Annotated in this window: 14 protein-coding genes; 11 read left to right on the top strand and 3 right to left on the bottom strand. The window is 55.7% G+C overall.

The annotated features are described in order from the left end of the window. Positions 1–6: 6 nt before the first annotated feature. The 5 genes from K0H48_RS22135 (at position 7) to K0H48_RS22115 (ending at position 6,943) form a co-directional block, all read left to right on the top strand. A complete protein-coding gene (locus K0H48_RS22135; RefSeq protein ID WP_219269162.1) occupies positions 7–2,445 on the top strand; it encodes a YfhO family protein in 2,439 nt (812 codons plus the stop codon). A gap of 192 nt (positions 2,446–2,637) precedes the next feature. Further along, the gene (locus tag K0H48_RS22130) at positions 2,638–3,645 is read left to right on the top strand and encodes a lysylphosphatidylglycerol synthase transmembrane domain-containing protein (protein ID WP_219269160.1); all 1,008 of its coding nucleotides are present in this window, start codon (positions 2,638–2,640) and stop codon (positions 3,643–3,645) included. A gap of 9 nt (positions 3,646–3,654) precedes the next feature. After that, the gene (locus K0H48_RS22125) at positions 3,655–4,686 is read left to right on the top strand and encodes a glycosyltransferase (protein WP_219269159.1); all 1,032 of its coding nucleotides are present in this window, start codon (positions 3,655–3,657) and stop codon (positions 4,684–4,686) included. 53 nt (positions 4,687–4,739) lie between these two features. Next, positions 4,740–5,705, top strand: coding sequence for a glycosyltransferase (locus K0H48_RS22120; protein ID WP_219269157.1), 966 nt, complete (start codon positions 4,740–4,742; stop codon positions 5,703–5,705). Continuing rightward, entirely contained in the window at positions 5,702–6,943 is a 1,242-nt protein-coding gene (locus K0H48_RS22115) for a glycosyltransferase family 4 protein (protein ID WP_219269155.1), read from the top strand. The genes K0H48_RS22120 and K0H48_RS22115 overlap by 4 nt, the downstream gene beginning before the upstream one ends. Here K0H48_RS22115 and K0H48_RS22110 read toward each other — a convergent pair. After that, positions 6,917–7,705: a CPBP family intramembrane glutamic endopeptidase gene (locus K0H48_RS22110; protein ID WP_219269153.1), complete on the bottom strand. Its 789-nt coding sequence runs from the start codon at positions 7,703–7,705 to the stop codon at positions 6,917–6,919. The two genes, K0H48_RS22115 and K0H48_RS22110, sit on opposite strands and share 27 nt — an antisense overlap. A gap of 411 nt (positions 7,706–8,116) precedes the next feature. Between K0H48_RS22110 and K0H48_RS22105 the strand changes: the two genes are divergently transcribed. From K0H48_RS22105 to rfbC, 4 genes are all read left to right on the top strand, one after another. Further along, a complete protein-coding gene (locus tag K0H48_RS22105) occupies positions 8,117–8,977 on the top strand; it encodes a DMT family transporter (protein WP_219269151.1) in 861 nt (286 codons plus the stop codon). 571 nt (positions 8,978–9,548) lie between these two features. Continuing rightward, positions 9,549–10,445: a dTDP-4-dehydrorhamnose reductase gene (rfbD, locus tag K0H48_RS22100; protein WP_219269149.1), complete on the top strand. Its 897-nt coding sequence runs from the start codon at positions 9,549–9,551 to the stop codon at positions 10,443–10,445. A 2-nt stretch (positions 10,446–10,447) separates the two neighbouring features. After that, on the top strand, positions 10,448–11,332 hold the full coding sequence (gene rfbA / locus K0H48_RS22095; RefSeq protein WP_219269147.1) for a glucose-1-phosphate thymidylyltransferase RfbA: 885 nt from the start codon (positions 10,448–10,450) through the stop codon (positions 11,330–11,332). Between the two features lie 96 nt (positions 11,333–11,428). Beyond that, entirely contained in the window at positions 11,429–11,974 is a 546-nt protein-coding gene (rfbC, locus tag K0H48_RS22090; protein WP_219269145.1) for a dTDP-4-dehydrorhamnose 3,5-epimerase, read from the top strand. Positions 11,975–12,034: 60 nt separating this feature from the next. Here the strand turns inward: rfbC and K0H48_RS22085 are convergent, their stop codons facing one another. Together K0H48_RS22085 and K0H48_RS22080 are read right to left on the bottom strand one after the other, a co-directional pair. Continuing rightward, positions 12,035–12,931, bottom strand: coding sequence for a DMT family transporter (locus tag K0H48_RS22085; RefSeq protein WP_219269142.1), 897 nt, complete (start codon positions 12,929–12,931; stop codon positions 12,035–12,037). A 64-nt stretch (positions 12,932–12,995) separates the two neighbouring features. Next, complete coding sequence (locus tag K0H48_RS22080) at positions 12,996–14,621, bottom strand: methyl-accepting chemotaxis protein (protein ID WP_219269140.1); 1,626 nt, start codon at positions 14,619–14,621, stop codon at positions 12,996–12,998. A gap of 387 nt (positions 14,622–15,008) precedes the next feature. Here K0H48_RS22080 and aceK point away from each other — a divergent pair, with 387 nt between their 5' ends. Then, a complete protein-coding gene (gene aceK / locus K0H48_RS22075; RefSeq protein WP_219269138.1) occupies positions 15,009–16,718 on the top strand; it encodes a bifunctional isocitrate dehydrogenase kinase/phosphatase in 1,710 nt (569 codons plus the stop codon). Between the two features lie 405 nt (positions 16,719–17,123). Further along, on the top strand, positions 17,124–21,035 hold the full coding sequence (hrpA, locus tag K0H48_RS22070; protein ID WP_219269137.1) for an ATP-dependent RNA helicase HrpA: 3,912 nt from the start codon (positions 17,124–17,126) through the stop codon (positions 21,033–21,035). The last annotated feature ends 167 nt before the right edge of the window (positions 21,036–21,202 follow it).

The following is a 21,202-nucleotide window of genomic DNA, read 5'->3' as shown; positions in this document are numbered from 1 at the left end:
ACTGCCGTGTCTAACTTATTTTGTGATCAAGCGTCACGATCGTATCCGAAGCGGCCTCTTTTGGAAGCCTGTCTGGTCGCTTTGCTGCTCATCTTGGCCGCCTTCCCTGATGTCTTGTTCAATGGTGCGAGTCTGCGTCTTACGGATCAAGTGACAGGTGCCGTAACGGGGTTGCAGAAAAAATCGGTTTACCCCATTCCAATGGGGACGGACTGGTGGGGGGGCTATAACGATAACGGTGGGGCGACTTATCAGTCTGACCCTATGATCCAGTTTATGGCCCATACCTTGAGAAACGGTGAGTCGCCTTACTGGAACCCTTATTCTGCTGCCGGTGCGCTTGGCCCTGAGGCGCTTGTTGATCAGAAGTTTTCTGCGTTGACGGTCGTAAGTGCGTTATTCGGCGGCAGCTCTCTCAGCTTCAACATTGCTATTATGATCGCCCTATATTTTGGGGTGTTCTTCATCTATCGCACCGTCCGGGAAGTGTTTGGGCTATCCTCTATCGCCGCTGCAAGCGCTGCGACGTTCTACCTGCTCAACGGTTATATCACTGCGAACCTTGGTTCAAATGTTACTCAAAGCTATCTCTATATCCCAGTCTGTCTATACACCGCATTAATCCTAATTGATCGTATCTCGGTATTGACTTGGAGTATGGCGGTACTGGCGTTTGCGTTGTTCTTTTCATGCACGTTCATGCCGACCACTATTACCGGGCTGCTGGCGATAGGGCTAATAGTTGTTGGCTGCCTGATAGCTTCCATCCAGACGGGTAAGTATTCGATCAAGCAGGGCTTTTTTGTTCTAGCTGTTCTGGGGACAAGCGTGTTGGCGTCAGGCCTATTGCTGGCACCGTTATACTTTCCCTTCCTAGAGAACTTGAAAAGTCTCGGTACGCTGGACGATTACTCGAAAAGGATATTCTGGGGGCTGCGTTTTCCCAACGCATTGGCGTCCTTTTATACCCCGAGCCATCTGTTTGAATCGTATAACGCCATGGAGCCAGCAGCGGCTTTTTGGGACGACGCCGGCTCCATTACCGGCAATAGCGTTTTTCACAGTGGGGTCGTGGCCATCGCTTTGGCCAGCTGTGCATTTTCGGCACGCCTGAAGCACTTCAAGTGGCTGGTATCGCTCTGTGCGCTGGGCGGCTTGTTTATCGTGGTACGGCTGTTTGATCCGGTATGGATTCACTGGTTATTTTCATACTTACCTATCGTTGGGAATATCGGGAGCCAGTATTGGTGGCCCGTGATCATGCTTGCTATGGTGGTGCTGGTGGGTTTTGGCGTCAATAACTTACAGCAGCGCGATTTCTATCTGCTGCCGTATATAGTGGTTATGGCAATTCTCGTTGCATCCCTAGTCTACTTGTTCAATCTATTTGGACTCCACGCGCCTGCGTTGGAGTATAAAACAGATTCCTTGTACTTCATCGTTGCCACGGTCGTGTTAACGAGTGTCGTTGTATTTGCTCTAAAGTATGTGCCGCGTACGGCAAAGTGTTCGGGTGCAGTGCTTCTGGTGGTGCTGACTATGTTATTTGTTGAACTGTTGGGGTGGGGGAAAATGAGTCGCTTTGAAAGAAGCGATGTATTTGACAAAATGCCAGTCGCCATACAGTTTGTAAAAGATAATATCGGTCACTACCGGACCTTAAATTTTGGCCAAGGCGGTCTAGATCCTGAGCTAGGCTCTGCTTATCAGATTCAAGAAGTGTCGACCATGAACCAAGGAAACCTGCCGGCATTCAATGATTTTTTCTATTCAACCTTCAACTTGGCTAACACTCAACGGATTGGGTATGACGCTAGATTTGCGCCGCGAGGATCTTTTCCAACCTTCATGTTAATTCAGGACAAGCCGAATGCGAACTCCATCAATTGGGAGGCTGTCGACGTGTTGGGAGTTAAATATGTACTGTTACCTGTTGCTTACTCGGCGTACAAGGAAGAGTTGAAGCGTGTGGGCTTCGTCGAGGCTTACGAAAGTCAACGTACTGTTGTCATGGAAAACACCAAGGTGCTGCCGAGAGCTTTTTCGGTCAGGATGGCGGAGCGACCGGATAATAACAGCGCGAAGCTGCCACCTGGCTTCAGGAATACGCTGGTGCCAGCGGTCATAGAGACTTACCGCAATGGCAAAGTGGTAGTCAGTGGTGATGTGACTGAAGAGTCATTGGTATTCCTTTCGGATAACTGGCACTCCAACTGGAGCGCGCTGTTGAATGGCCAGAAAGCGCCGATCATCAAGGTCGAAAACACATTCCGTGGCGTAATTGTTCCTCCTGGCCATTACACGATCACGATGGAGTACCAACCCAAAAGCTTGTCATGGGCGCTGGGGTGTTCATTGTTGATCGTATTGTTGTTAATTTCGCTGGGGTTATGCAGTAAGCGCACTGATGAGTTACTCCGTGAGCGCTTGGCCGCATTTCACTGACGAAGCGCGTATTAGGCTGGAACGGAGGCCAGCCTATGCGTGTATTCTGTTTCCGGTGAGGGTCCCGCGATGGCGGGTAAGGTGGCATTAGCATCGCGGATGGACGGTATTGATAGCTTCGGCGCATGATATGAGCTTAAAACCACGGTGCAATGCGCATTTCAGAAAAAACAGGCTAAAGAGTAGGGGATTATGCGTTATATAAAAAAGAGCCATGTTTTTTTGATTATAAAACTGTTGCTTGCTGGTGCGCTGGTCGTGGCGCTTCTGAACGGTGGTCAGTTGGACTTTGGTTCAATAACAGTAGTGTTCGATCATATCGATCTTTTTGTTCCGGCCTTGATTTGCCTGTTTTTAGGGATTTTGATTAGCGGCTTTCGCTGGTGGCTATTGCTTAAGGCGACACAGAATATAATTCCACTGAGTACGGTGCTTAATCTGCAGTTGATGGGCAGCTTTTTCTCCACCTGGCTACCAGGGGCGGCTGGTGGTGACGCGGTTAAGGGCGTACAGATCTTTCGACTGTTGGAAAGTGGCCGATCGACAGCGCTTATTTCAATCGTCACAGACCGAGTGTTTGCTATGTTAGGCTTGGTGTCTGTCGCAATGCTGGTTTCAGTTTTTCTACCGGCTGCCGTATCTCCGGATTCAGAGTTTCATCAATATATCGGTTTACTAAGAGTTCTGGTGTTACTGTCTTTCATGAGTTTGATACTGTTGGTCTTGGGGGTCTTTGTTGCGTTGAAGTTTTCCCTTATTGATCGGTTGCCGATAAAAGTTCGACATCACCTTCAGCCGTTCGGTTTGACGCTGCTCATGTATGTCCGTGCCTGGCCAACGTTGTTGCTTTGTTGGGTCGCCTCGTTGGCTGCGACGGGTATTGTGATTATTGGAATGGTGATAATTGCGTCAATGTTTCCGTTCGCCGCGAATGCGGAAGTGACTGCCATTGCGGGTGTATTCGGGAACTTATTCTCGGTTATTCCCATAACGCCAGGTGGTTTAGGTGTCGGTGAGTCTGTGTTTTCTAAAGTGTGCATCGAGTTAGCTAACAGGGTTGCTCCCTTTGCGACGATTTATTTCTGTTTTCGAGTTGGCATGCTTGTGGTGAATATTCCTGGAATGGTCGCGACTCTACTGTACAGCACAAAGAAACATCGTGAGAAAACACAGAGTTTGAGTGCTGAAAATCTCGCGTAGGAGTTTGTGATGCTTTCGATTCCTGAGAAGGAGTTACCGGTTGATGATTTCTCGCCGTTGGTGACAATCGTTATTCCGGTTTTCAACGGGTCGGCTTTTTTAGGTGGAGCGATAGAGAGTGCGCTGGGGCAAACATACTCGAATATAGAGGTCATTGTTGTAAACGACGGTAGTCATGATGACGGGGCGACTGAACGCGTCGCCCTTTCGTTTGGAGATCGCATCCGTTACTTAAAAAAGATTAATGGTGGTGTCGCGTCAGCATTGAACTGTGCGATACGTGAAATGGCAGGAGAGTATTTTTCCTGGTTAAGCCATGATGACCTCTATACCCCCCAAAAAATCGCCCAACAGATCAGTTTTTTGAACAAATACGAAACTGCTCGAACGGTTATCTATTCTGATTATTCAATTTTCACGGACGAGGCGAAAACAGACGATATTTCCGTTTTTATGCCAGGGGTGCCGCCTGAGTACTTTCGCTATTGGCTGACCGCGCGTAGCGCCTTGCATGGTTGCAGTTTGCTGATACCACGAGGTGTTTTTGCGGAAGTTGGAATGTTCAGTGAGGGCTTACGGACGACGCAGGATTATGATTTATGGTTTCGTGCTGCAGAATATTTTGCATTTATTCATATGCCCTCCGTTCTTATTCGTGCTCGTAGCCACGCTGGCCAGGATACGCGTAGCAAAGTCGAACTTGCCTTTAAAGAGTCGAGTGAATTATACCTGGCTTTTGTGAAGAAACTTTCATATTTGGAGGTGCCTGGAGCATCTTCACATGAAGTGGGTGGTAATTATTTGATATTGGCCTCAAACTTAAGGGGGCGTGGCTTTATAGCCGCAGGACAGTATTGTGCTGGTGTGGCCAGGCATTGCGGCGTTTCCTCTATTCGCATACTTACAGTAACCAGTCAGGCTGGCTGCGCCTATTTTCTAAGGAAAACCATACTGAGATTATTGTCCTCGCGTACTAAACAGAGAGTGCGCCGCGCCTATAGTCGTCTGTGCGAAATCCAGAGAGGTTTTAAGGTTCTTTGAACACTCCAAGGAAACTATTTTTACACGCACCTGGTATTCATGTTGGTGGCGGATTGACGCTTCTGCAAGCGCTTTATTCTGTGGCAGATAGTCGTGTGGATTTCGAGCAACTGGATACTCGAGCTGCGCACCTGATACCCTCGTCATCCGCTGAGCGACACTTAATACGACCCTCGTTTTTTTCCAGGCTTGCTGCCGAGTTCAGGCTTAAGCAGCATGTCGCCAAAGGCGACGTGGTGCTTTGTTTCAACGGCTTGGTCCCATTATTTCGCTGTCAAGGCGAAATAACGGTATTCCTGCAGAACAGACTGCTGATTTCCACCGCTCGCCTGCATAATTATTCGTTGAGAACCCGGCTACGCCTAACTGTCGAACGTTTTTTGATAAAAAACTTGGCGCACCGGGTCAATAAATTTATAGTGCAAAGCCCTTCGATGGCGGAACAAACCCGCGCGTATTTAGGTCCTAATACCACCATTGTGATTTGTCCATATATTGCGAACTCCAGTAGGTCTGCTGTTGTCACTGATAGAGAGCGGCGCTTTGATTTTGTTTATGTTGCTAGCGCAGACCCTCATAAAAATCATGAATCGCTATTGCGCGGGTGGTCACAGTTGGCGGAGCAGGGTATACGCCCCAGTCTGGCGCTAACCCTTTCCCTGGATTCACCCTTAGCTGCGCAGGTTGCAGACTTGAAAGAGCGCTGGGGGTTAGACGTCACTAATCTCGGTTCACTAACATCAACAGAGGTTGGCAGTCTTTACGCTCAAGCAGGGGCCTTGATCTACCCCTCTTTTACCGAGTCGTTGGGGTTGCCTCTGATCGAGGCTTCTCGAGTGGGCCTGCCCATCATCGCCGCTGAGCTTGACTACGTCAGAGATATTGTTGACCCTGTGGAGACTTTTGATCCTCACTCAGCCACTTCTATCGCGCGTGCTGTCAAACGTCATCTCGGTATTGTGAGTTTGCCTCAAGCCATATTCGGTCCAGAGGTGTTTTTAAGAGAAGTATTAGAATGAAAGTTTTAGTGTGGGCGCAATATTTTTGGCCGGAAAGTTTTCATATCAATCATGTGGTAGAAGAACTGCAGGCTCAGGGCGTGGACGTTACCGTTCTGACCGGTAAGCCAAACTACCCTGAAGGAAAAATTTTTCCCGGATATCGCGCGATGGGGATTCACACTGAACACCATGAGGGTGTAGAAATAATCAGGTTGCCTTTGCGCGCTCGAGGTAAGAACTCGGGAAAGGGCATGGCACTGAATTATCTGTCATTTATTGTATCTGGTTACCTGTTCGCCCCTTGGGTGTTACGCGGTAGAAAGTTTGATGTGGTTTTTGTCTACGCCCCATCGCCTCTGCTTCAGGCACTTCCGGCTGTATACGTTTCATTCATCAAGCGTGCCGCGCTAGCAGTTTGGGTGCAAGATATTTGGCCTGAGACCTTGCTGGCTACAGGATTTGTTAAGAGTAAAGTGATTTTAAAACTGGTCGAGTATTTTGTACGCTATATTTACAGGTTTTCGGATTCAATTTTGATTCAATCGGAGGGATTTCGCTCATCGGTACAAAAACTCACGAAGAAGTGGAGCAAGATCAGGCTACTGCCTAATTCGTCTAAAGAGTTAGTCCGGACCGCGCCCCCTGCATCCTCTAAATTGCACGAGATTTTTCGTCATTTTTCGGTAGTGTTTGCGGGTAATGTAGGTTCTGCTCAGTCGTGTAACACTATTGTAGAAGCCGCTTACCTTTTGCGTGAGCACGAAGGTATTAAGTTCTTTGTCGTAGGAAGTGGTAGTGCGGAGGAAGCTGTTGCTCAAACAATTCAAGACTTGGGCGTTACAAATGTGGAATTGCTGGGGCGTGTATCCCCTGAGGAAGTCGCTGATATCTATACGGTCTCGTCGGTGTTGCTGGTAACGCTGAAGGGTGATGCTGTCCTTTCCGCGACGATTCCAAGTAAAGTCCAGGGTTATCTGGCAGCTGGCAAGCCTATTATTGCCAGCTGCAATGGGGAAACGGCGCAGGTTATCTTGGATGCACAGGCGGGTTTAAGCTCCCCGGCGGAAGATTCCGGGCGTCTTGCGGATGCTGTTCTGGAGCTATACAACAGTGATCCTTCGCGTCTGGCAGCAATGGGGAAGAGTGGGCGGGAGTTCTTCCTGAAGCATTATCACCTGCCGGCAAGGACCGCTGAACTGATAGAGCATTTTCAAGATTTGAAGCGTTCTTCAGCTAAGCATCGGGTAGGTGAATAGAGTAATGTGGATCAGATTTAAGCCGAAGTGGGTAGCAATAGCAGCACACAGGCCCCCAAAGCGATAAGCAAGGCCGTAGCCTATGCCTGCAATACTCGCCAGAAGGGCCCACTGCCAACCTGCGCCAATGTGCACAAAACCGAACAAAAGTGAGGCCAGTAGCAGTGCGAGATTCTCGCCGTATGGCAGGTTTTTGAAGCGTTGGCTTAGACCTCCCTGAATGTAGCCACGAAACAGCGCTTCCTCCACCAGTGTCACCAGCAGCAGGTTGTTCAGTACCCACAGCCACATCTGGTCCGGCCATTTGGGTGCCGAGGTGATAATCCCAAGTAACACCGCGCAACCTAGCGCTGCAACGGCCGTCAGGGTCAAGGCCAAGGCTGCAACGCAAATGGTCAGGCGCAATGAGCGTCGCACCACAATCCAAGGACAGGCCAGCAACAGCCAAAAGCCAATCAGTGGTTTGTCCTGGTTCAGGTACATCGAGAAAGGCACTGCGTCTGGGGTAAAGCGCTGCGGGTCAATCCCGCGCCCATTGTAGAAACCCGGCAACCAGTGCATCGCCAGGCCCAGCGCCAATACGATGAATAGCCCGTGGCCGAGGTAACGCGCCCACGGCGTGCGTTGCTGGCGCACGGCGTAGCCGGCGATCAGCAGCAGGGCGACCGACACCGCTGCCAGCGCGCCGAGTTGCCCATAGGTCAAGGCTAGTACATAGCCAATGGAGAGAAGCGCCAGGTACAACCAGGGCAGAGCGAGCATGTGAAATCCTTGGATAAAAACTGGTCAGCATTATAGCGACCGTGCCTACGCCTCAAAGTGAAAACTCCTCAACGCGAATAGAGCTGATTGCAAAACCTGTCGACGGCTGGTTATAGTCAGCGCTCTTCAACCCTTCACACAACATCAGCCCATGCCAGCTTCCCCTCGCATAGCGGTAGTCGATTCAGCGGTCAACGCTGTGGTCGTGCCGTGCGGGAAAAAGCAGCCTGCGCAGATCAGTCACTATCCCCCACCTGTCAGTAGCACGGCGGTGTACGCAGTCGTATCACCGCCGGGTGTTCGCATTTGGGGCTGATCAGCGAATCGCTGTTCCCCAGTGCCCGCCTGAAAAACCTACTGAGTTTCAGCCTTAGCTGAATTGGCTTTTTTGCCTGATGACAGGTGGTATTCATGTCTATTCTTTCGAAACAATCCGTGGCCGAGGCGGCCTCGACGAGTCTGTTTGTGCTGCTGTGGAGCAGCGGGGCGATTTTCTCCAGGCTGGGCCTGGCCCATGCTTCGCCCTTTGCCTTTCTGTTGATCCGTTTTGCCATCGCCCTGGCAGGGTTGGTGATCTTGGTGCCGATCCTCAAGCTGAAGCTACCCCGCACCGGCAAGTCGATGTTGTATGCGGCGGCGACCGGACTGGTGCTGTTGGGGGCGTATCAGATTTTCTATCTGCTGGCTCTAGACCTCAAAGTGACGCCCGGCGTGATGGCAACCATCATGGGCGTGCAGCCGATCCTGACGGTGGTACTGATGGAACGTCAGCGTTCGTTAAGCCGCATGTTCGGCCTGACGCTGGGGTTGGCGGGGTTGATCATCGTGGTCTACCAGGGCATTGGGCTGTCGGGTATGTCTCTGGCAGGGATGCTGTTCGGGCTGCTGGCGCTGGCGAGCATGACCTTTGGTTCCATCATGCAGAAGCGCATTACTGACAACCCCTTGGGCACGCTGCCGGTGCAGTACCTGGCCGGGCTGTTGCTGTGCTCGGTATTTGTGCCATTCCAGCCCTTCCACTTTGAACACAACGCCGGCTTTTACCTGCCGGTATTGTGGATGGGGTTGGTGGTGTCATTGCTGGCGACGCTGTTGCTGTACCGCTTGATTGCGCGAGGCAATCTGGTAAATGTCACCAGCCTGTTTTACCTGGTGCCGGCGGTAACGGCCGTGATGGACTATCTGATCTTTGGCAATCGGCTCGCGGTATTGAGTGTGCTAGGGATGGTTTTGATCATCATCGGCTTGGCGTTTGTCTTCCGTAAACACTAGAAGGTGAGCACCAAGGGGGCGGTAGATCGCACGCCTAAACGCCCCCTTGGGCATCAGAGGGTCATGTTGTACCTGTAGGGCGATGCTGTAATAATTCCGCCCTTTAGAATGTAAGTTATTATTTTATATGGGGTAATCGGTGCGTCTGCAGATGGCGGCTGGCTGAGCAACGCTGCCGGCTTCGGTCGAGGGTTTCTCTCTAGTGACAAAGTCGTGGTTGCAGACCGTATTTGTTTAAAATCCGTCTCTATACTCTCGTCGTATTAAATGTGGCGGTTTCGTTGGTGCAACGCCTAATTACCCCCGTTTCGGCGACCTCTTCGTGTTTCAAGCACGCTCATTCAGCGTGTTTCTTGCCTGTGAATCGTCGAGGCGGTTTTATCAGACGAGTGCTAGGGTTTCGGTTGGCCGGTGTGAATCGGCAGACGTTGATGGGAAACTTCGGGCTCATCCTTGCGACATTACTGAAAAGATTTAACTCAATGACTATCTTAGTAACCGGCGGTGCAGGCTTTATCGGTGCAAACGTGGCATTGGCCCGGGTAGTGAAGCGCTACTCGGAGCGTTCTGTATGAGAATCTTACTGCTTGGCAAAAATGGCCAGGTAGGCTGGGAACTCCAACGTAGCTTGGCGCCTTTGGGGCAAGTCCTGGCGTTGCACTCCAAAAGCCCGGACTACTGCGGTGACTTGAACGATCTGCAAGGGCTGGCGGTTACCGTGCAGCGGTTTGCGCCTGACGTAATCGTCAACGCAGCGGCTTACACCGCCGTCGACAAGGCCGAGAGTGAGCCGGGCCAAGCGCTGCGCGTGAATGCTGAAGCCCCCGCGGTGCTGGCAACAGAAGCCCGAAAGCTGAATGCGTTGCTGGTACATTACTCCACGGACTATGTGTTTGACGGCCAGGGTGATACACCGTGGCAGGAAAGCGACCCAGCGGGCCCGCTGAGCGTCTACGGCACGACCAAACTGCAAGGTGAGCAGGCGATCCAGGCCTCCGGCTGCACGTACCTGATCTTGCGCACCAGTTGGGTGTATGCGGCGCGCGGTAATAACTTCGCCAAGACCATGCTGCGACTGGCAGCAGAACGTGACAGCCTGAATGTGATCAACGACCAATTTGGCGCCCCCACCGGGGCGGACCTGCTGGCGGACGTCACCGCCCATGCTATCCGTGCGGTGCGTTTGAACCCTCAATTGCAAGGCATCTACCATCTTGCGGCAGCCGGTGAGACCACTTGGCACCGGTATGCCCGTTTCGTGCTCGAACAGGCGCAGGCGGCAGGTATGGAGCTCAAAGTCGCTTCGGCATCCGTCGGCGCGATAACCACGGCCGCTTATCCCACGCCTGCCAAGCGTCCTGGCAACTCTCGACTCAATACTCAAAAACTGCAGAATGCCTTCTCCCTTAGCCTGCCTGAATGGCAGGACGGTGTGGCACGGATGCTTAAAGAAATTCTAGAGAAATGACTATGCTAAAACGCAAAGGAATTGTTTTGGCCGGCGGTTCGGGCACGCGCCTTCACCCTGCAACCCTGGCTATTTCCAAACAGTTGCTACCGGTTTACGACAAGCCGATGATCTACTACCCTCTGACCACGTTGATGCTGGCGGGTATTCGCGACATTCTGATCATTTCCACGCCACAGGACACCCCGCGATTCGAGCAACTTTTGGGCGATGGCAGCAACTGGGGTTTGAACATTTCCTACGCTGTACAGGCGTCTCCGGATGGCCTCGCGCAGGCGTTCATCATCGGTGAGGACTTCATCGGTAATGATCTGTCTGCACTGGTGCTGGGTGACAACATCTATCACGGTCATGATTTTAATGAGCTGCTCAAGAGCGCAATGTTGCGTCAGGACGGCGCCAGTGTCTTCGCGTATCACGTGACCGATCCAGAGCGTTATGGCGTCGTAGAGTTCGATACCGAGGGCAAAGCGATCAGCCTGGAAGAGAAGCCGCTGCAACCCAAGTCAAACTACGCAGTTACCGGTCTGTATTTCTACGACCAGGACGTGGTTGAAATGGCTAAAAGTATCAAGCCATCGCCGCGTGGCGAACTCGAAATTACCGACCTCAACCGTCTCTATATGGAGAAGGGCAAGCTGTCGGTTGAGATTATGGGTCGTGGCTACGCATGGCTGGATACAGGCACGCATGACTCACTGCTACAGGCCAGCCACTTCATTGCAACGCTTGAGCATCGTCAGGGGCTTAAAGTCGCCTGCCCTGAAGAAATTGCGTTTCGCCAGAAGTGGATTGACTCCGAACAGTTGGAGAAACTTGCGGTGCCGCTTTCCAAGAATGGCTATGGCCAATATCTCAAGCGATTGCTCAGTGACAAGATTTTTTGATGGCCTGAGTGGAACGCGGCATCCCCGGTTGCTGCCTTAAGGTCGATCTGTGGCACCGCCAAGCTGGCCCAATAACATGTTGGAGACACCGTAAAAATGATAGCCACTTCCCTCGCCATCCCGGACGTTATTCTGTTTGAACCGAAAGTATTCGGGGACGAGCGCGGGTTTTTCTACGAAAGCTTCAATCAGAAGGTTTTCGAGGAGGCTGTAGGAAAACCTTTCCACTTCGTGCAGGACAACCACTCAAAATCTGCAAAAGGCGTGCTGCGCGGCCTGCATTATCAAATCAAGCAGGCCCAAGGAAAGCTGGTGCGTGTGATACGCGGAGAAGTCTTTGACGTAGCAGTGGATCTGCGTAAAAGCTCGCCCACATTCGGCCAGTGGGCGAGCACTTACCTGAGCGAGAGCAACCGAGCCCAGCTTTGGATACCCGAGGGGTTCGCTCACGGCTTCGTAGTGCTGTCTGAAAGTGCTGAGTTTCTGTACAAAACCACCGATTACTGGGCGCCAGAGCATGAGCGCAGTCTTGCCTGGAATGACGCCGATGTGGCTATTGATTGGCCGATTTCCGAGCCGCCTAAGCTGTCGGCCAAAGATACCAATGCCACCCGTTTTGCTGAGGCTGAAACCTTCGCCTAGCTGACCTTCCTGTCAGGTTCTTGAGTGTGCCCACACCCGTCCTGGGCTGGGCACGATCTCCTACAACGCTTTAGCCAATTTCCCGGGCCGCAACACCAACCACAACGCCCCCCCAATCAACACCCCGCCATACAAATGCGCCATCGACAACGGCTCCCCCAGCAACAACGCGCCCCACAACACCCCAAACGGCGGAATCATAAAGGTCACCGTCATCGACTTCACCGGCCCAATCGATGACAGCAAACGGAAGTACAGGATGTAGGCAAACGCCGTACACACCAGCCCCAACCCCAGCAACGACGACCATACCTGCCAGCCGCCCCAACTTGCCGGTGGATGGCTGATGGCGCTGTAGGCAAAGAACGGCAGTAAGAACAGGGTAGCGCCGAGCATGCTCCCTAACGCCGAAAGTCGGCTGTCCAGGCCGCCACGTTGATCGAGCCAGCGCCGCGCGAGGAAGCCGGCGAAGCCGTAGCAGGTGGTGGCCAGCAGGCAGGCCAATGCGCCCATCAACAGGTCCCTATCAAAGGCTACCGGCCCGGCACGGGTCAGGATTCCGACGCCAAACAAGCCCAAACACACACCGGCGATTTTGGACGGCGTCAGGCGCTCACTGAAGAACAACCCGCCGATCAAAACGCCCATCAGCGGCGTGGTGGCGTTGAAGATCGCCGAGTAACCCGCGGGCAGCACCTGGGCCGCCACCGAGTACATGGTGGCGGGAATGCCGGAGTTGATCACGCCGAGCAGCAGCACGGTCTTGAACTTGCCCTGGAAGTCCCAGTTCACGCGCATCACGGTGAGTATTACCAGCAGGCCGGCTGCCGCAATCGACACGCGAAAAAACGCCGTCGGCACCGTGCCGATTTCCGGCGCGATGATGCGCATGAACAGGAAGCTCGCGCCCCAAATGGCAGCCAGCCCCAACAGGTAGAGGGTGTCGACAGGTCTCACGGAACACTCCTACATCAATAAGCCGGCGAGTGTTGCCCAGTGGCCTGCGCGACACAATCGCTAATTACAGGACAAACCGCGTGACCATGCCGTTGAGGTCCACCGCCAGGCGTGACAGCTCCTGGCTGGCCGCCGAGGTCTGGGTGGCACCGGCAGCGGTCTGGGTCGACAGGTCGCGGATGTTCACCAGGCTGCGGTCGACGTCGCGGGCCACTAGCGCCTGTTGCTCGGCGGCGCTGGCGATCACTAGGTTGCGTTCGCTGATCTGCGAGATGGCCGCGGTGATTTTTTCCAGGGCGCTGCCGGCGCTGTTGGCTCGCTGCAAAGTCTGGCCGGCGTGTTCGGCGCTGCTGTTGAGCGCTTCGACGGTGCCTTGGGTGCCTTGCTGGATACCGTTGATCATCTGCTCGATTTCTTCGGTGGAGTCCTGGGTGCGTTGCGCCAGCGAGCGCACTTCGTCGGCTACCACCGCAAACCCACGCCCGGCCTCGCCGGCGCGGGCGGCTTCGATGGCGGCGTTAAGCGCCAGCAGGTTGGTTTGCCCGGCGATGCCGCGGATCACTTCCAGCACTTTACTGATGTCCTGAGCCTGCACCGCCAGGCCTTCGGCCTTGCTGGACGCGCCGAGCACTTCATCTACCAGGTTCTGGATCGAGCTGATGGTTTCGCTGATCTGGTAATGACCGTGCTTGCTGTCTTCGTCGGAGGCCTTGGACGCCTCGGCGCTGGACACCGCATTGGCCGCGACTTCGTCCACCGCTGCGCTCATCTCGTTGACGGCGGTGGCGGCCTGCTCGATCTCATCGTTCTGCGCTTGCAGGCCACGGGTGCTCTGTTCCATCACCGAACTCATCTCTTCGGCGGCGGACGCCAGTTGCTGCGCCGACTCGCTGATGCCATGAATGGTGGTGCGCAACTGGTCCTGCATGGTGGCCAGGGCCGTCAGCAATTGCGCCGGTTCGTCGCTGCCTTTGACCACGACGGGCTGGCTCAAATCGCCACCAGCAATGGTGCGCGCTACGGCCAGGGCCTGGCCGAGCGGGGCGGTGATGCTGCGAGTCAGCAGCCAGGCGAGCAACAGGGTCGCGATCAGTGCACACACAATGATCAAGCCGACCACCCACTGCGCGCGGGTATACATCTGCGCCGCTGCGTCTGCGGCGGCTTCCACGCCTTTCTGGTTGAAGGTGATCATGTCCTCCAGGCTTTTATTCAGGACCGTACCCTGCGGGCCGATGCGTGTGTTGAGCAGGTCGATGGCGTCTTGCTGCTGGTCCTTGTCGACCAACTCCATCATCTGGCTGACGATGCTGTTGTAGGTGTTCACATCGCTGTTGAGCTGCTTGAGCATGGCGCGTTCATCGTCGCTGCTGAGCAGGTCCGTGTGGTGCTCAAGCAGGGTTTTGAGTTCGCTGCGCTGGCTGGCGATCAGGCTTTTGCTGTTGTCGCGGATCCGTGACTCGTCGGTGGTCGCCATGCGCATCGACTCCAGGCGGATGCTGGCGATGCAGGCCGCCGCGTCGTGGATATTCTCGATGCTCGGCATCCACGACTCTTCAATCACCAACGCGCTTTCGCGCAGCTTGGCCATCTGCCCCAGGCCAAACATTCCGACGATCACCAGCATGCTGGCCAACACCCCAAAACTCAGGCTGGCGCGCAGACCGATCGGCATATTCCTCAATGACATCTTAGTGCTCCTTAGGCGGTTTGAACCGGTTCCCTTGTCGGTCTTCAGACCTTGTTAGGTTGGGAAGGGCGCGCTATATATCAAAGTGCCATCAAGGTGGTAATCGGGGTTTCCCCTAAGTGGTATCAAGGGTGTTACATACGTTGAGAATTCACAGGTTTGCGCGGTTTCCTGGCAACGAGCGTCAAGCCCCGCAGCTCCAGGCCTGTAGCGGTGGGCGGCGCGACTTTATAGTGTTTTTGCTGACCGTACGGTCGATTGGTGAAAATTGAAAATAAATGTACAAATTGCATGATGTTGTACAGTCAGGCCGTGCAAATCATCCTTCTCCTGCCTCGATTCACTGGCTAAGCTCTGGCATCCAGATACCCGTTCGAGGTTGCCCGCATGTCGCCATCCGCCCCTGCCATCGCCCGCATGATCCTCGATGGTTTCGACGATTACCGTGAGCACTTTCGCCAGATCACCGACGGCGCTCGCGAGCGTTTCGAAAAGGCTCAGTGGCAACAAGGGCAGGCGGCATCAGCGGCGCGGATCAATTTGTATGAAGAGAAGGTCGCTGAAGTCACGGCGCGTCTGCGTGCCCACTTCGATGAGGCGGCGTTGCTGGCAGTGGACGAGTGGCCATTGGTCAAAAGCGCGTACATCGGCCTGATCGACCTGCGTTTTGACGATGAGCTGTCCGAGACCTGGTACAACTCGATCTTCTGCGGGCTGTTCAGCCATGACCTGATCAGCGACGGCTGCATGTTCATCCACACCACGCGGCCCAGCCTGCGCCGGGCGCGTGCGGCGCAAACGCGTACCTATAAGCCTGCGGGCGACCTGGCGGCGACGCTGGCGCAGATCTTCGCCGATTACCGCTTCAGCGAAGCCTACGCCGACCTCGACGGCGACCTGCGCCGCCTCCAGGCGCAGCTGCGCGAAAACCTGCCGGATTGGGTGTGCAAAGACCCAGAGCTGAGTATCGAGCTGTTCTCTTCGGTGCTCTACCGTAATAAAGGCGCCTATCTGGTCGGCTGCATTTACACCCGCGACGAGCAGTGGCCACTGGTGATCCCGTTGTTGCACCGCGAAGGGCGCGGCATCCAGATCGATGCGCTGATCACCGACGAAGCCGATGTGTCGATCATCTTCTCCTTCACGCGCTCCTACTTCATGGTCGATGTGCCGGTGCCGGCCGAGTTTATCGGCTTTCTCAAGCGCATCCTGCCTGGCAAGCATATTGCCGAGCTGTACACCTCGATCGGTTTCTACAAGCACGGCAAGTCGGAGTTCTACCGCGCGTTGATCAACCACCTGGCGACCACCGATGATCAATTCATCATGGCGCCCGGCGTGCGCGGCATGGTTATGAGTGTGTTTACGCTGCCGGGTTTTAACACCGTGTTCAAGATCATCAAGGACCGTTTTTCGCCGTCGAAGAACGTCAACCGCGCCACGGTGATCGAGAAGTACCGGCTGGTTAAAAGCGTTGATCGCGTGGGGCGCATGGCCGACACCCAGGAGTTCGCCGACTTCCGTTTTCCCTTGAGCAAATTCGAGCCCGAATGCCTGGCCGAACTGCTCGAAGTGGCCGCTGGTACGGTGCAAGTGGAGGGCGATACGGTATTGATTCGCCACTGCTGGACCGAGCGGCGCATGACCCCGCTCAACCTCTACCTCGACAACGCCAACCCCGCCCAAGTGCGTGAAGCCCTGGAAGACTACGGCCTGGCGATCAAGCAACTGGCGGCGGCGAACATCTTTCCCGGCGACATGCTGCTGAAGAACTTCGGCGTCACCCGCCACGGTCGTGTGGTGTTCTATGACTACGATGAAATTTGTTTTCTCACCGAGGCCAATTTCCGCCACATCCCCGCACCGCGTACGCCTGAAGATGAAATGGCCTCGGAGCCCTGGTACTCCATCGGCCCGCTGGACGTGTTCCCGGAAGAGTTCCCGCCGTTCCTGTTCGCCGACGCCGGCCAGCGCAAGCTGTTCGACGAGTTGCATGGCGAGTTGTACAACGCCGACTACTGGAAAGGCCTGCAGGAAGCGATTCGCGCCGGCAAGGTGATTGATGTGTTTCCGTATCGGCGCAAAGACCCGCTGTAAACGCATATACCGTTTGGGAGGAGGCTTGCTCCCGATAGCCATAGCAATTTAACAACGTCTGTGCGAAGTGGGCTGTTGTGGCGAGCAGGCTTGCCCTGCGTTGGGCTGCGCAGCGGCCCCAAAAACAGACTCAGAGTTCGTTCAGGAGTATCTCGGTGTCTACAAGGGGGCTGCTGCGCAGCCCAACGCAGGGCAAGCCTGCTCGCCACCGGGGGAACGTGGGGCTTTAAAAAGTTGTGTAGATACCTATCCCCCGATAGCGGTGTATCGATTGAGGATTGAGCTGCTGATACACCGCTTTCGCGAGCAAGCCCGCTCCCACATTTAGAGAGGCGTCTGCCAGATGAGGCGCTTTTCTGCCACACTTGTCGGCCGTGCATAAATAGACGACCTGCAAAGTACCTGATGACTGACCAAGCGCCCGCTATCGACCAACTGCTCAAAAACCTCGATCACGCCATGCTCGCCGACCGCCACCGCTTGCGGCGCCAGTTGCTTGAGCTGCGCAAGAAGCCCGACGAGCAGAAGCTGGCGCAGTGGGTCACGCGTATGCAGGCGTCCTGCGCCCAGGTCACCGCGCGGCGTGCCAGCCTGCCAGTGATTCGCTATGACGACAGTCTGCCGATCGCGGCCAAGCGTGACGAGATCAAAGAGGCGCTAAACAAGCATCAGGTGCTGATCATTGCCGGTGAAACCGGTTCGGGTAAAACCACCCAGTTGCCGAAGATCTGCCTGGAGATCGGTCGTGGCCAGTACGGGCTGATCGGCCACACCCAGCCGCGCCGGATTGCTGCGCGCAGCGTCGCCAGCCGGGTTGCCGAAGAACTTGCTACGCCATTGGGCGCGCTGGTCGGCTATCAGGTGCGTTTCGAAGATCAGAGTGACTCCAACACGCTGATCAAGCTGATGACCGACGGTATTTTGCTGGCGGAAACCCAGAACGACCGTTATCTGGAACGCTACGACACGATCATCGTCGACGAAGCCCACGAACGCAGCCTGAACATCGACTTCCTGCTCGGTTACCTGAAAACCCTGCTGCCGCGCCGCCCGGACCTTAAAGTCATCATCACCTCGGCGACCATCGACCTGGAGCGCTTTTCCAAGCACTTTGACGATGCGCCGATTGTCGAGGTCTCGGGCCGCACCTTCCCGGTCGACACCTGGTATCGCCCGCTGACGCTGGAGCAGGACGAGGAGGGCAACCGTGTCGAGGATGACTTGACCGTCGACCAGGCGATTCTCGCCACCCTCGACGAAATCGCCGCCTATGAGCGCAGCGAACGCCGCAGCCCCGGCGATGTGCTGGTGTTTTTGCCGGGTGAACGCGAGATTCGCGATGCCGCCGACATGCTGCGCAAGGCCCAGCTCAAACACACCGAAATTCTGCCGCTGTACGCGCGCCTGTCGCCGGCCGAACAGCAGCGGATTTTCCAGTCCCACCCAGGCCGCCGCGTGGTGTTGGCGACCAACGTCGCGGAAACCTCGCTGACCGTGCCGGGCATTCGCTACGTGATCGACAGCGGCACCGCGCGCATCAGCCGCTACAGCTACCGCGCCAAGGTGCAGCGCCTGCCGATCGAGGCGATTTCCCAGGCCAGTGCCAACCAGCGCAAAGGCCGCTGCGGCCGGGTTGAGCCGGGCATTTGCATTCGTTTGTACAGCGAAGAAGATTTTATCGGCCGCCCGGAATTTACCGACCCGGAAATCCTGCGCACCAACCTCGCCGCCGTGATCTTGCAGATGCTGCACCTGCGCCTGGGCGAAATCACTGACTTCCCGTTTATCGAGCCGCCGGATGGCAAGGCGATCAGCGACGGTTTCAACCTGCTGCAAGAACTCTCGGCAGTCGACCGCAACAGCCAGCTCACGCCCCTGGGCCGTCAGTTGGCGCGCCTGCCGGTGGACCCGCGCATGGGCCGCATGCTGCTCGAAGCAGCCAAGCTTGGCAGTTTGCAGGAAGTGTTGATCGTCGCCAGCGCCATGTCGATCCAGGACCCACGCGAGCGTCCGCCGGAGCGCCAGCAAGCCGCCGACCAGGCCCACGCACAGTGGAAAGATGTGGATTCGGACTTCGCCGGGCTGGTTAATCTGTGGCGCGGCTTTGAAGAACAGCGCCAGGCGTTGACCGCCAGCCCGTTGCGCAACTGGTGCCGCAAGAACTTCCTGAATTACCTGCGCCTGCGCGAGTGGCGTGACTCCCATCGTCAGTTGAGCCTGATCTGCCGTGATATGCAGCTGACGGTCAACAAGGAACCGGCTGACTTTGCGAAACTGCACAAGGCGGTGCTGTCCGGTTTGCTAAGCCAGATCGGCCAGAAAACCGAAGACGGCGATTACCTCGGCGCACGGCAGCGGCGCTTCTGGATTCACCCGTCCTCAGGCATCGGCAAAAAACGCCCGCAATGGCTGATGACTGCCGAACTGGTAGAAACCACCAAACTGTATGCGCGCATGGTCGCCAAGATCGATGCCGACTGGATCGAGCCGCTGGCCGGGCATTTAATCAAGAAAAACCACTTCGAACCGCACTGGGAAAAGAAGCGCGGCCAAGTGGTGGCGTTTGAGCAGATCACCCTGTTCGGGCTGATTGTGGTCGGGCGCCGGCCGGTGCATTACGGGCCGATTGACCCGGTGGTGTCCCGCGAGTTGTTTATTCGCGAAGGTTTGGTACGCGGCGAGATTCAATCCCGCGCCAAGTGCCTTACAGCCAACCAGCAACTGCTGGAACAGCTCGATGAACTGGAGGCGAAGGCCCGTCGTCGCGATATTCTGGCGGATGAAGAAACCCTGTACGCCTTCTATGACGCGCGCTTGCCGGCAGAGATCCACCAGACCGCCACGTTCGACAGCTGGTACAAGGTCAACAGCCAGAAAGACCCGCAGTTGCTGATCATGCGTGAAGAAGACGTGCTGGCCCGCGAGGCCAGTGAAGTCACGGCCGCGCATTACCCGGACACCCTGCACCTGGGCGACCTGGAGCTGGCCCTGAGTTACCACTTTGAACCCAACCACCCCCGCGACGGCGTCACCTTGCGCGTACCGGCGCCGCTGTTGCCGGCGTTGCCGCCCGAGCGCTTGGAGTGGCTGGTGCCGGGTGTGATCGAAGCCAAGTGCATTGCACTGGTGCGCAACTTGCCCAAGGCGCTGCGCAAGAACTTTGTGCCGGTGCCGGATTTCGTCAAGGCCGCCTTGCAACGTATCGAATTTGGCCAGGGTTCGTTGCCCCAGGCGCTGGGCCGCGAACTGTTGCGCATGACCGGCGCGCGGGTCAGCGATGAGGCCTGGGCCGAGGCGGCGCAGCAGGTGGAAAGCCACCTGAAGATGAACCTGGAGGTGGTCGACGGCCAGGGCAAGTTCCTGGGCGAAGGCCGCGATCTGGCCGAGCTGACCGCACGTTTTGCCGAGGCCAGCCAGGCTGCACTGGCGGTGCCGCAGACTGCGAAAAGCCAGCAGCCGGTAGAAGCGAAGGTGTTTGCCGCCGTGGCGGAAAAGACCCAGCAAAAGATTGCTGGCCTGTCGATGACGGTCTATCCGGCACTGGTCGAAGAAAACGGCACGGTCAAGGAAGGGCGTTTCTCCACCGCCGCCGAAGCTGAGTTCCAGCACCGCCGGGCTTTGCAGCGCCTGCTCATGCAGCAATTGGCGGAACCGGCAAAATTCCTGCGCGGCAAGTTGCCCGGGTTGACCGAATTGGGCCTGATGTACCGCGAACTGGGGCGTATTGATGCGCTGGTGGAAGATATTCTGCTGGCCAGCCTCGACACCTGCGTGCTCGAAGGTGAAGCCAGCCTGCCGCGTGACGGTGCCGGTCTGGCTGCGTTGGCCGAACGCAAGCGCGGCAGTTGGACCGAACACGCCGAACGCCTGGCGCGCTTGACCCTGGACATACTGAAACTCTGGCACGGCCTGCAGAAGCGCTTCAAAGGCAAGATCGACCTGGCTCAGGCGGTGGCGCTGAACGACATCAAGCAGCAACTCGGCAACCTGGTGTATCCAGGTTTTGTGCGCGAAACCCCGGTGCAGTGGTTCAAGGAATTGCCGCGTGTTCTCAAGGCCATCGAACTGCGCCTGGAGAAACTGCCGAGCCAGGTGCAAAAAGATCGGGTCTGGAGTACTGAGCTTGGCGGCTTGTGGGCGCAGTACCAGAACCGCCTGAACAAACACGCCCAGGAAGGCAAGCGCGACCCGCAGCTGGAGCTGTACCGCTGGTGGCTGGAGGAATACCGGGTGTCGCTGTTTGCCCAACAGTTGGGCACCAAGGTGCCGATTTCGGATAAGCGTTTGAGCAAGCAGTGGAGCCAGGTCGAAGCCTGAGTTCCTTTTGGATCTCCCAAACAACACCTGACCCCTGTGGGAGCTGGCTTGCCTGCGATGGCATCACCACTGTTTGACTGATACACCGCAGTGTCTGCATCGCAGGCAAGCCAGCTCCCACAGTGGATTGCGGGGGTTAATCCTGGGGATGGCGCCAAATCCGCGAG

Origin of the sequence: Pseudomonas sp. Xaverov 259 (assembly GCF_019352915.1) — a bacterium.
Taxonomy (GTDB): Bacteria; Pseudomonadota; Gammaproteobacteria; order Pseudomonadales; family Pseudomonadaceae; genus Aquipseudomonas.
Note: the sequence above shows the minus strand (reverse complement) of the source record. Positions and strands in the feature narration are given on the sequence as shown.